Annotated in this window: 8 protein-coding genes and 1 riboswitch; all 8 genes read right to left on the bottom strand. The window is 46.9% G+C overall.

The window, feature by feature from the left end; translation table 11 throughout:
* Positions 1 to 73: 73 nt before the first annotated feature.
* Positions 74 to 1450, bottom strand: a complete 1377-nt coding sequence (locus tag AC1VYS_RS03715; protein ID WP_482913053.1) for an NCS2 family permease — start codon at positions 1448 to 1450, stop codon at positions 74 to 76.
* Between the two features lie 179 nt (positions 1451 to 1629).
* Positions 1630 to 1729, bottom strand: a riboswitch (purine riboswitch).
* A gap of 498 nt (positions 1730 to 2227) precedes the next feature.
* A complete protein-coding gene (locus AC1VYS_RS03710) occupies positions 2228 to 2746 on the bottom strand; it encodes a GNAT family N-acetyltransferase (protein ID WP_482913052.1) in 519 nt (172 codons plus the stop codon).
* Positions 2747 to 2924: 178 nt separating this feature from the next.
* On the bottom strand, positions 2925 to 4007 hold the full coding sequence (locus AC1VYS_RS03705) for a nucleotidyltransferase domain-containing protein (protein WP_482913051.1): 1083 nt from the start codon (positions 4005 to 4007) through the stop codon (positions 2925 to 2927).
* A gap of 318 nt (positions 4008 to 4325) precedes the next feature.
* Entirely contained in the window at positions 4326 to 4592 is a 267-nt protein-coding gene (locus tag AC1VYS_RS03700; RefSeq protein WP_482913050.1) for a CD3324 family protein, read from the bottom strand.
* Between the two features lie 600 nt (positions 4593 to 5192).
* On the bottom strand, positions 5193 to 6731 hold the full coding sequence (gene guaA, locus AC1VYS_RS03695) for a glutamine-hydrolyzing GMP synthase (RefSeq protein WP_482913049.1): 1539 nt from the start codon (positions 6729 to 6731) through the stop codon (positions 5193 to 5195).
* Between the two features lie 886 nt (positions 6732 to 7617).
* Positions 7618 to 10224, bottom strand: coding sequence for a transglutaminase TgpA family protein (locus AC1VYS_RS03690; protein ID WP_482913048.1), 2607 nt, complete (start codon positions 10222 to 10224; stop codon positions 7618 to 7620).
* 1 nt (position 10225) lies between these two features.
* A complete protein-coding gene (locus tag AC1VYS_RS03685; protein ID WP_482913047.1) occupies positions 10226 to 11707 on the bottom strand; it encodes a DUF58 domain-containing protein in 1482 nt (493 codons plus the stop codon).
* Positions 11704 to 12696 (bottom strand): AAA family ATPase, encoded by a 993-nt coding sequence (locus AC1VYS_RS03680; RefSeq protein ID WP_482913046.1) that lies wholly within the window; start codon positions 12694 to 12696, stop codon positions 11704 to 11706. Before AC1VYS_RS03680 ends, AC1VYS_RS03685 begins: the two co-directional genes overlap by 4 nt.
* Positions 12697 to 12720 lie beyond the last annotated feature (24 nt).

Here is a 12720-nt window from a genome sequence, read left to right as displayed (position 1 = left end):
TATATAGAAGAAACAAAAAAAGCGAAGCTCGATGTGATATCGTAGCTCCGCTTTCTTCATATACAAACCAGACTTATTCTCCGCCGATAAATACGTATCGACACACAACGATAATCGCGAGTACCCACATCAGCCAGTGTATTTTCACTTTACGCTCAGTAACCAAATTACTGAACACAGCTAAAATAACGTAGGATACGATACCTGCAGAAATCCCGTTTGCGATACCACCTGTAAATGGCATCAGCACAATCGTCAGGAATGCAGGGAAAGCTTGCAGGAAATCATCCCACTCAATGCTGCGAACTTGGCTCATCATAAGTACCCCTACGATAATCAAAGCTGGAGCCGTTGCAGCAGAAGGAACAACTAAAGCAAGTGGAGCGATAAACAAAGCAAGAATGAACAGCAAACCTGTCGTAACCGAGGTTAAGCCTGTACGTCCACCAGCTTCAACACCTGAAGCACTCTCAACGTATGCCGTGATCGTACTTGTACCCAGTGCCGCACCTGCGCTGACACCGACTGCATCGACGAGCATCGCTTTGCCAATCGTTTTCTCACCTTTAGCTTTATCCTTCATAATCCCCATACGTGTTGCCGTTCCAACCATCGTACCGAAGGTATCAAACAGCTCAACAAATGTGAAAATAAAGATGATTTCAAACAATCCAAGGCTAATGGCACCTTTCAGATCAAGCTGTCCGACAGCTAGGTCACTGAAGTTAGGAAGCCAGCTCGCGCTGGACAGACCACTCAAATTGGTTACCCCCATCGGAATACCAATCAGCGTTGTCACTACGATACCAATCAACAAAGCACCTTTAACACGCATTACCATAAGGATCGCAATCAACAGTAAACCAATTAACGCGAGCAGCGCATCATGGTGAGTTACAAAGTTCCCCAGAGACAAGTTAAAACTGCTGCCTGGAATCGGCTGGCTCAAATCTGCATCCGGTGCAACATTCACGGTCACTGCTACCAGATTGGCTAGTTTGAAACCGATGATTGTAATGAATAAACCGATACCTACGGTAATTGCCATTTTAATGGATTGCGGAACCGCAACGAGCAACATTTGCCGAACCCGAGTCACAGTCAGAATAATAAATACGATACCCGAGAGGAATACAGCACCGAGTGCCGCCTGCCAGCTAATCCCACCATTCGAACTCAGAACTACGGTCATAAAGTATGCATTCAATCCCATACCCGGAGCGAGTGCGATCGGAACGTTTACGAACAACCCCATAATAATTGTCATTAATCCAGCACCAACGGCTGTCGCAAAAAATACTGCATTATCGGACATTCCTGCCCCATTTTGACCCAAGAACAATGTGTTTACAAAAAGGATGTACGCCATTGTCATAAAGGTGGTGAGACCCGCAACAATCTCCGTTCTAACATTTGTTCCGTTTTCTTTGAGTTTAAAGAAACGATCCATAATTCACTAACTCCTCCTTAGAGATGTTGAAGCTATATTGAAAAACGACAAATTACCCTGAGAAGTAAATTCCCCAGAGTTCAGCTTGACCAGAAGCAGGCACACGGCCCGTTGACCAAGAACAAAAAAATTCTAATGTGCGCGGGTGATGTCCCACCGCAGTCATGTAGAATTCATGTGCTTAGCCTGCTCCTCTTCGTAGCCAGATCATTAGGGTGATCTCGTAGAGACTCCCGGGCCAATCCCCAGGATTATACGAATTAGTATGCGCTTTTTGTTTGTTTCCCATCACCCATTTTAGGAGGGGGCATCTATTTTGTCAACGATAAAAACGAATGTTATATCTATATCACCTAATTAACGTTCGTATTATTTAACAAATCAAACCAGTTCAGCGATTTACAACCCAGTTCCAAGCATATTTAATAGCAAAATACAACGAGAATATGTCCATATTTTCATCATTTTTATTGAACAAGTGGTTATGCAGCAAAAGTAATTGCTACACTGATTTAACACTAATTTAATACTAATTCATTACATTAAGCTTTCATGAATTCTGAATTCTGACAATATGAAAAATAAAATATAGATAGTTAATGCTTTAGAAAATTTAATTATTAAATTTATGTTGATTCCCAATGTTGATTTTCTGCCAAAAATATAACCGCCCTCTAGGGGCGGTTAATTAAGCTATCGTTTCCCATTAGTTGTAGGGTTTTAACGGTCGTTAAAAAACAATGCAACAGTCGGCTTCATCCAAAGACTCTTTTGAAATCAGTTGCATATAGATTCGCAGGATACCGTGAATTTCATACCGCAAGTCTGCAATACATTTCCTCCAATTTCAACGAAACCATCTTCTACGGAGACCGGAATTTCGAATGTTGATATCAGCTTTGTCCAGAACTTAACAGCTTTTAAATTCGATTTGAACATCCCCACCTCGTACCGACCCGAATACAGTTTGAAGATTTGCATGACAGCATCTTTGGCTATACTTGTGCCTCTATATTTGGGCAATACAAATAGCTCCTGCACCGAATAGTCCACTGCCTCTGCAACATAAGGAGGGGATGTAACCAGAATAAATCCAACGATTTTTTCATTAATCGTGATGAAGTAAGGATACAACCGTTCATCCCTATAATAGGGCGAGATATCTTCCATTTCGAATGTACCTTCTGTTCCAATATCCTCCTGTGAGTACGCAGAAAGCTCATAGAGATAATAATTAAATAAGTTTTCAAATTGTTCTTTGTTTGTATGTGTTATTTGTTGAATTGTTGCCTTCATATCATAATCCCCCATATATTAAACGCTTTTCAGTGCTCTCTTTTTGCCGCCTTTAAGATAAAACACAGGTTTTCTCTCTGGTAAAACTAAACTTCTACGAACGCGATAGACTCATTTCATAAAAGTTTTTGCTATTGCTGAAGGTATCGGATAGAATGTTTCACTCCAAGATGAAGGACTACTGATCCATGTAGTGGGTATATAATTGCTCGAAGGTTGAAAACCGTTTGACTTCTCTGTCGACCTTATCGTACTCATCTAAATATCCATCCATCACTTTAAGGAAATTATCATGCACAACTTGTAAATCACTTGCATCAAAGTACTGCATAAGATCAAATTTCTTGGTTCCCTTCTCCACAGCCATATAATCAAGGTACTCTTGTGCCCCAAAGGCCGAAAGAAAGGCGTAAGGTGCATCATTATTCGTAACACTGTTCAAGACTTTATTGCGATAGTTGCTCCACAACTCTTCATATGTGCCCTTCAGATTCTCAAAGGTCGGTGTAGGCTTAACAATGAAATGATCACACATTGTGCTATGTAACCTCGCAACACTTTTCAACATATTAAAAGATGCTATTCGGATCTCTTCAATGCTACGAGCTTCGATGATTGACATATATAAGGAATCGAGATCATCCGGTACATAGCGAAACGAACGTAACTCTTGCAAATATCGCTTGATCCCTCTTTTGATGCATGTATTATTCATACTGGCTAAAGCATTAACCAGATTGCAGAGAACGTCGGCAGATGCCTGTCGTACTGCACCAATATCCTCACCCAGCATCGCATCGCTATATGCTTGCTTAGCCAGATCGATCCATTTAATCGCCCTGTTAAGACACGCTTCTCCTATCGGATTCGCAAGTGCATCCAAAGCTTTTCGCCGGAAGTCATTGAATTTTTCCAAATCCTCAGGGGTTGCATAGTAGAGTATTTTGAGCTCGGTTAGACTGGATACGTGTGGACTCTCCAAAGAGGACTGCTCATGAATTTTTGTATTCCATGGCGTGCAATAGATATCATAACCAACGTCGTCCAGGATAAAGCAATCGGATATTCCCCAGCCCTTTTCAGTATTATTAATGATGACTAGATCAAGATCGCTCTTCTCGTGAAAGTCACCGGTATTAAATGAACCTGTAAGCCCGATAATTGCGATATCGTCAAGAAAGTCTCTTTTTACGCGTTCGATTACCATATTAATGAGCAGTTCATTTTTGTCCATTAACTTCCTCTTAATGATTTCGTTCATTCGTTACACCCCTTCCTTAAAACCGGACCGTCATTCATCATAACTGCCTTAACTTGAGTCTATCGATTTCGAACTGCAGTTACTATGTATAAGTTGATTTAACTCATCTTTGCACAAAATCCGCTGAACCGTCGAAACGACGATTTAGCGGATTTTCATTAGGCGTGTCTGAAAACGCTGAAGAAAGCAGATTTTGCTGAATTTCCGTTCCAAGCAAGGAAGTCTTCTGCAGGCGTTCCAGGGCAGTCAAGGGAAACTGACACAGCAAGGGACGAAAAGACGGTAAAGGGTACACTTCAGTAGATTTCAAGACACAGCCTAGTTCTTTTTATAGACGATTTTCTTTATGCTTTCGCAGGACAAGTAATATCGTTCCGCCAACTCATCTAAACTGACTCCATTGAGGAACAATGATTTAATCTCCGCGTTTCGAGCAGAAACTCTGCTCTTACTGTGTGTTTTCTCGCCCCATTTGAGATGTGCCTCTTTGGGTTTAGGGATATAAACCAATTCACCTTGAACGTATTCTTGAATGATACGTAGCAACTCTTCAGGAAAAATGGACTCGGCTTTTGAATATTTCATAGGCTCACTCCTTATTTAATCATTCAATAAGGGGCAAAGCCAGTAAGCAGAATATTACGATTCGTCGTTGGCAATGTGATTGTTTCTAAACTCTATGCAAAGCATTGCCATATCCTTCACTGGCTTTGCATAGAGCCATGCATGTAAGAAACCTACCCCGATTTTTTTCATAGTCTCACCTCCACAGAAAACAGGATAGCTAATTTATTCCATTATACCAGAGCTTATTATCCAAGTGTTTAGCATTGTTATTTAAGGATACAAAGCTAAAATTTGTAAACCACTTCCCCTCCTAACACCTATACAGTCAAAACAAGCACGAAATATTGTCGAGCTGAAGCCGAATCCGCAAACTTCGATGTATACGATCACCTTATGTCTTTACTCTCACAAAAATCTCTTGATCCATTTTAAAGCCCTCAATTAATTCTTCATTCTATACATAAGAGAAACTCCCTTCGCTTTGCGATAACGCAAAGAAAAGGGAGTTTCTTTTACATGTTATTGTTGCAGATGTGTCCGCACTGCCAACGCAGTTATTTCCACAAACCTTATTGTATCAAGGCTATAGATCGATTAACGATGTGAATAGTTAACGACCTATTCCCACTCGATCGTTGCAGGCGGTTTGGAAGTTACGTCATAGACAATACGGTTTACGTTGTCCACTTCGTTCACGATCCGTACGGAGATTTTCTCCAGCACATCCCAAGGGATACGTGCCCAGTCTGCTGTCATACCGTCAATGGATGTTACGGCACGGATACCTACCGTGTAGGAATACGTACGTGCGTCACCCATAACGCCAACACTCTTCATGTTAGGCAGGGCGGTGAAGTATTGCCAGATTTCACGGTCAAGACCGGCTTTGGCGATTTCTTCACGCAGGATGTAGTCGGAATCACGAACAATTTTCAGTTTCTCTTCCGTCACTTCACCAAGCACACGGATCGCAAGACCCGGACCAGGGAAAGGCTGACGATGTACGATTTCGTCTGGCAAGCCACACTCCGTACCTACTTTACGTACTTCATCCTTAAACAGGGTGTTCAGTGGTTCGATCAGTTTGAAGTTCATGTCTTCTGGCAGACCGCCCACGTTGTGGTGGGATTTGATGGTTTGAGCTGTAGCTGTACCACTTTCCACGATGTCCGTGTACAGTGTACCTTGTGCCAGGAATTCGAAGTCATCGAACTGCTTGGACTCTTCATCAAATACGTAAATAAACTCGTTACCGATAATTTTACGTTTTTGCTCCGGATCATCCACGCCAGCCAGCTTGGACATGAAGCGTTCTTGTGCATCGATTTTGACAACTTTCATATCGAACTTGCCAACAAACGTCTCCATAACACTCTCTGCTTCACCTTTACGCAGAAGACCGTGGTCGATAAACATACATGTCAGCTGATCTCCAATCGCTTTGTGCAGCAAGGCTGCAACAACGGAAGAATCCACCCCGCCGCTGAGTGCACACAACACTTTGCCGTCTCCCACTTTTTCACGAATATCTCTAATCGTATCATCGATGAATGTTTCCATCGTCCAGTTGCCATCACAACCACAGATTTCGAACAGGAAGTTACGAATCATGTCATTACCACGAACGGAGTGGCGTACTTCCGGGTGGAACTGAACTGCATACAATTTACGCTCGTCGTTGCTCATCGCAGCGATTGGCGCACTTTCCGTGCCTGCATCCAGTTTGAAGCCCGGAGGCAATGTAACAACATGGTCACCATGACTCATCCATACGGTATGTTCTCCCTCAATGCCTTGAGCCAGCGCTGAACCTGCAGCAAACTCAAGGTCTGCTTTACCGTACTCACGCTTCTCGGAACGTTCTACTTTACCGTCAAGCTGCTGAGCCATCAGCTGCATTCCATAACAAATACCGAAGATTGGCAAGCCTAGGTCATAGACACCCGGATCAACGTGTGGTGCATTTTCAGCATAAACGCTGGATGGGCCACCGGAGAATACAATTCCTTTTGGCGCAAGTTCCGCAATTTTCTCCGCTGGTGTGTTATACGGCAAAAGCTCGCTGTATACGCCAAGATCCCGGATTCTTCTGGCGATTAACTGGTTGTATTGGCCCCCGAAGTCAAGGACAACCACAATTTCATTCTGCTTATTCATTACCGTGCCTCCCTCAATTCAATGAAACTAATTATACGCAACGACAAAACCTACCGTCAAGGAAAGACGGAACTCCATTTTTCAGGCAAGTAACGGGAAGATGCGACATAAAGCGACAGTCGATGCCATTCCCTACAGGCGAGTCTACAGGATGAAATTTTGTTCAATATTGCATGCACATATGCTCCACCTCACGTGTACTCTTATAATTGGATAAAAGAACCGATCTCATCCGCCAGATGCGCAGAATAAAAGCTATCGCAAAATTATCCTTATCAATGGAAGTGTTGATTGGGTATCAAAGTTGCAAAGCAAATGTGCCAAGAGGCAGCGCTAAAAACATCTCTACACGCTAACGATCACAGCGGACCTTATTTCACATGTTAAGCGGTGTTTGAAAATCTAACGATCCTCAGGAGCGCTATTTGAACTAAAACTCCCAAAATCCAGCGAAAACCACGTCATTTCAAGCAAATAAGGTTTCTGGTGATCGTTAGAATTTTAAAATGGCAAAAAAGGAGTAAATAACGTCACTGGTGATCGTTAGAGATCGTGAGTTTAATCCGGGCCCCTCGAAGTTGGAAATTGAAATATCGTTTGCTCGTGAGAAAAATATAAGAAGCAGGAGTAGACCATCCTCATATGCTGACTGCAAACGAATTTAGCTGGAGGGTAATAGGCGAATTACTACTATAGAGTGAGTAGGGAGTGAGTAGGATCTGTTGTAGTTAATACACATTTCAAGCTACATACACCTTACAGAGGAGTTAGCTTAGATTGACAAACATCCTCTCCCTGAAAGTCGCTCCGTTGCATCTCGATAGAGCGTGGTGGTGTAAATTAAAAAGTCTCGTTCACCCTTGGGTAAACGAGACGAGTCAGGAACTTAGCGCTGGCGTCTTGGGGTACGCCTTGCAAGGCGAAGCGCCCGGCGCAAGAAATCGAGACTGTCCGCACGCAGCGGACGGTCTGGCCCGTACAGCAGCCGCTCCCAGTCGGCTGCAAAACGCGCGATGTCCGCGCCGTCCGTGCCCGCGGCCACGGCGAGTGACGCTGCGTATTCCCGCAGCGTCATGCCCGGCGGCCGCGGGCCGTACCGGCGCGCAAGCGCGTGCCAGACCGGATCGGCAGCCTGCAGCAGCCGCTCACGGTCCGGGAAGCTGCTGCGCGGCCACGCCAGCAGCAGCCCAAGCCGCAGCGCGGGGCGAAGCCGCCGCGCGCAGGCCCATGCGGCGGCGCACAGCAGCGCCGCTGCCGCAAGTGCTGTCGCGGCCGGCAACGGCGCCGCGACAAGGGCACGGGCGTGCGCGGTCAGCCACGCGCCCGCACGATCCAGCCCGCTGCCCGCATCCGGCAGCGGAGCTCCGTCGCCTGGCTGCGCCGCGGCGATCCCGGCGGCGCTGGCATCAACGGCCTGCGCCGAATCAAACCCCGGCGTAGCTTCAAATGGTATCCAGCCCACGCCGGGAAAATAGACCTCCACCCAGGAATGAGCATCGCCCTGGGTGACAACAACACGCCCTGGGACTTGCGAGTCCACCTGTCCCGGGGCGTAACCTTTCACCCAGCGTGCCGGTATACCCTCGGCACGCAGCAGCACAACCATGGCGGTAGAAAAATGATTACAGTACCCCGCCCGGGTCACAAATAGAAAATCATCCACAAAATCTGTACTGCGCGGTGGCATACGGGTATCCAGCGAGTACCGGGCATTGGCTTTCAGATAACTGCTTACAGCCTGTACAGCATCGTACCGCGTTGCACTGGGGCCGATGATCTCGTCAGCAAGATCTCTTACCCGCTGCGGGAGTGTATCTGGAAGCTGCAAATCCTTTCTACGAATAGAGGCCGGATCGGCTGGATTGTTTCCGCCAGCATGCTTCTGATCACCCACGCCAAAGTTCTTCCCGCTCCCCTCACTACTAACGTTCTTCCGATCCATACCCACACTCTGCCGAAGCTGCTCTGGTGTCACATCCGGCACCATCACATCGACAGTATAATGCTGGACAAAATCATTCTTGTCCCTTCCCCCCGCAAGCCATAATGTGCCTGTTTCTTCACTGGATAACAGTCGCTTCTCATGTTTTTGATTGAATGAGTTTCCGTCCTGAAAAGACAGGCTTACCGGCAAACCTCCGGTAAACAGTGGATTGGGCCCTCGCCACTCCCGTTCCATCGTAATGATCTGACGGACACGCTGCCAGTACGGATTCTCTCCCCATCCATCGGAACGCAGCAAATCGGATGGATTCGCATAACGGAAGCGCTGCTCCATATCACTCCAGGTACTGCCGTTGTAATAAGAACGGGTTTCCCCGCGCCAATACGTGGAGACAGGAGTATTTGCCACGAATACAGGTTCATTCCCCTGAACCAGAGGCGCTCCCATAGGCGCATCTACCGTACTGTATCCCGTCACACTCAGGGAAGCTGGCACACTGCCTGAAGGCGTATATCCTGCCCATTTAGCCAAACGTTCGACCGTATCCATGACAGAGAATTGTCCGGCAGGTGACACAGAACTTAACCGGGCAGGAAGTGTTGAAATTAACACCAAACCTACTGCTGTGCCTATGGATGCGACCATCCAAAGCCAATAAACCTTACTCCGTATCCGATGAAAACCACTCTTTTCGCGTCGTGTCGCCTTTTGGTTTCCCCCTGAACCTACTCCTTGGTTTGTTCCTTGATTTATACTTGGATTTGCACCTTCGTCTATGCCATGAATCTTACTTTGATCTACATTTTGGTTCTTCCCCTGAATTATACTTCGGTCTGGACCTTCGTAATGTGTCCTCCCTCGATCCTGCTCGTTGCTCTCATGACCTGTTCCTTCAGAAAGGCGAAGAAGGTGCAGCATGCCCTGAATGCACAGAAGCCAGCATACCGAACGCACCACCGAGCCATAGGCATCATATCCCACCAGACTCTCTAGCAAAATCAGATATACTAATGTTCCCGTACCAAACAGAGAGATACTGCGGCGAAGCAACACTAAATATTGCACCGAAGCCAGCAGCATGCTCCAGCCGCATAGCATGAACAAACCTCTCGTTTCCCTGCTCATCACGCGAAAGTGTCCTTTGTCGATCCATTCTCCCAGATCTACATTAAGCATGCCTGGGTAGGATATGCCCCATTCAACAGGATGACTGGCTCCGTACATCACACATAACGCAGCATAGATCATAGGGATACGTAGCATGATGCCTGTAACCAAGCTGGTACGCAATAAACCAGTGAACAGAAGCACGGCTGAATACCCCGTCATAACAGCAGCAAATCGCTCACTGCCAACTTGGCCATCCGAAGTCACTGGATAGATCCATTCCATGCACAATACCAGTAGCCCCGCCGTGATAAGCCATAGATACAGCGCAGGAGCAGGTAGATGACTGGACATAGACAATGACAGCTTCACTTCTGATCCGAATCCATGTGTTTCCGCCACCTGTCCAGCGGGGACTGCAGATTCGGGCTGCTGTTTCATTTTATGCCCCCACATCAACAACCCCCGCCTTTCCGCCAGGCATCTCTCCAACGCTTGCAATATAGTCCTGACGGACAACCTGTACACCCTTGGATACGAGACGCTCAGTCCACTCTTGCGAACGCTTGGCCTGCACCGCTGAAGAATGCGATCCAGCCGATGTTCCAGCACTTCCTTTTCTGCTCGTTGCACCCTTCAGCTGAACGTTCCTTTTGTCTGCCAGATGATCATCTTTCTTCCCACGAACCTGATCATCCTTCCACGATTGGGAGGACAAGTATCCTCCATTTCCGGCCTTTCCATTCGATGTTACAATAGTCTCCGTTAGATGTACGATGGCCTGGAAACCAAGTCCGGACGCGTATTCGAGCCATATAACTAAACGCTCATCCAGCTGCCCGGTGAAGACCAATATACTTGATCCATAAGGGAGATGCTCCAGTCTGCCAACATCCAGCGATTCTTCATCTGATATCCGCTCTTGATTTAACTGGGTATAGGCCAGCCGTTTTAATGCATAGGCCAAACCTTCATCAGGGTTACCCTGTATTCTCTGACTTTCACCAGCACCATCCCTGCGTTTCGTCCGCACTTCATTGCATAACACTCCATCGAAAGGCTTATCTGTTTTACTTGCCAGCCCATCTCCGCTCAACCAAAGCTGACAAGGCATTTGTGCGCCTGCTGCCTCACGAACCCAGTTAGCCGCACCATGCACTGCGCGTTCAAACGATCCCTGAGTCTGATTTTTAGTACCATTACTCGTATATCCTGAATGTTCTTCGTATACCATAATTGCCAGTGAGGAATGCTGTTGCATTTCAGGAATCAGGGTGTGTAGCTTCCCGGTTCGAGCTGTACTTTTCCAATGAATCCGGTTAATCGAATCCCCCTGCTGGTATTCACGGACTTCTATACCGGGCATTCCCTGCAACTGATACTGTGCCCCATGGCCTTCGCCATGGTTTGTCCAAGCTTCTGGCCGGATTGATATGTCCGCGTCGTCGGCAGCAGGCACCACTACAACGGGCTCCTCACCTTTGATCTGTGTGTAGGCTTTATTCCAGCCAAAAACATCTCCCCAGTATACTCGGCCATCCTCCCATGCATGTACTCCTCGCGCAAGACCTGTTATCTCATACTGATAAGACCATCGTCTTTTTAAGCCTGGAAAAAGCAATTTGCGATGTACACCGCCCGGAGTGTTGTCACATACCACAAGCCACAATAGCGGAAGCGGGCACCTGATCTGTAGTTCAATCCGAACACGCAACCTTTCTCCGGCCTCAATCTGACCTTGCCGTATATGCCTGTGTATATGAATTTGAGATGGACCAAGCACGCGCAGAAGTATTCCGTGTATTACGATTAGCACGGATACCACTGCCAGAAACAAAGCTGATTTTCCGCCATGCAAGACATAGAAGCAACCCAGAAGAACAGCCATCAACACTTGAGCTATGCTCCGGCCAAACCCTCTCATGCGCGTCGTCCCCTTCCCTGCCCACTCATCTGCACGGGTACAGGCACAGACGACAACACTTCACGGATGACTTGCTCTTGCACTGCGCTTCCGTCCGCTCTGTTCATTGATTTCAACTGAATTCGGTGAGAGAGCACGGGTACAGCTAGTGATTGCACATCATCCGGCACAACATAGCTACGCCCTTGTAAATAGGCATACGCTTGCACGGCTGTCATCCAAGCCAACGTTCCTCGGGGACTGATACCCAGTCTTACGGCTTCATGGGTTCTCGTTGCCACAGCGACAGCCACAAGATATTGCTTGATCACGGCATCCACATGCACCTGTCTTACTTCTCGCTGCATGGCGACAACTTCCTCAGCCAGAATGATAGGACGCATATCCTCCAGCATATCCTTGCTACGTTCCCGGGAAAGCAATTCTACTTCCTGTTCCGGCTCAGGATACCCGAGCGTAATACGCATCATAAAGCGATCCAACTGTGCTTCCGGCAAACGATAGGTTCCTTCAAATTGCAAAGGGTTCTGCGTTGCAAGCAGCAGAAACGGTTTGGGCAACTTGTGGGTTGTTCCATCCACAGTCACACTGCGTTCCTCCATCGCTTCTAATAACGAGGACTGTGTCCGGGGAGAAGCCCGGTTAATTTCGTCCGCAAGCACGATATGGTTCATCAGCGGCCCCGGTCTGAATCTGAACTCCCCTGTATCCGTGTGATAAATCGATACACCAGTCACATCGGCCGGCATCACATCCGGTGTACATTGAATGCGTCCCATCGTACAACTTAACGAGCAAGCTACCGTGCGGATCAGCATCGTCTTCCCCGTACCCGGTACATCCTCCAGCAGAATATGTCCTTCACTGAGCATTGCAGCAATAATATATTGAATTTCCTGTTTTTTGCCGATGATCACATCGGCAATTCGATGGCTAAGTCTTTTGAGCAGTTCGGTAGCATGATCATGCTCTATTCTCACGCTGGTCATTGGACTACACTCTCCTTCCTTACC

Source organism: Paenibacillus sp. G34 (assembly GCF_056856875.1).
This window is presented reverse-complemented; position numbering and strand designations above follow the sequence as displayed.

Bases quoted from the DNA above. Each gene is read 5' to 3' on its own strand.
- AC1VYS_RS03685 (WP_482913047.1), bottom strand. From the start codon at position 11,707: ATGAGAGGGTTTGGCCGGAGCATAGCTCAAGTGTTGATGGCTGTTCTT.
- AC1VYS_RS03715 (WP_482913053.1), bottom strand. From the start codon at position 1,450: ATGGATCGTTTCTTTAAACTCAAAGAAAACGGAACAAATGTTAGAACG.
- AC1VYS_RS03680 (WP_482913046.1), bottom strand. From the start codon at position 12,696: ATGACCAGCGTGAGAATAGAGCATGATCATGCTACCGAACTGCTCAAA.
- AC1VYS_RS03710 (WP_482913052.1), bottom strand. From the start codon at position 2,746: ATGAAGGCAACAATTCAACAAATAACACATACAAACAAAGAACAATTT.
- guaA (WP_482913049.1), bottom strand. From the start codon at position 6,731: ATGAATAAGCAGAATGAAATTGTGGTTGTCCTTGACTTCGGGGGCCAA.
- AC1VYS_RS03700 (WP_482913050.1), bottom strand. From the start codon at position 4,592: ATGAAATATTCAAAAGCCGAGTCCATTTTTCCTGAAGAGTTGCTACGT.
- AC1VYS_RS03705 (WP_482913051.1), bottom strand. From the start codon at position 4,007: ATGAACGAAATCATTAAGAGGAAGTTAATGGACAAAAATGAACTGCTC.
- AC1VYS_RS03690 (WP_482913048.1), bottom strand. From the start codon at position 10,224: ATGAAACAGCAGCCCGAATCTGCAGTCCCCGCTGGACAGGTGGCGGAA.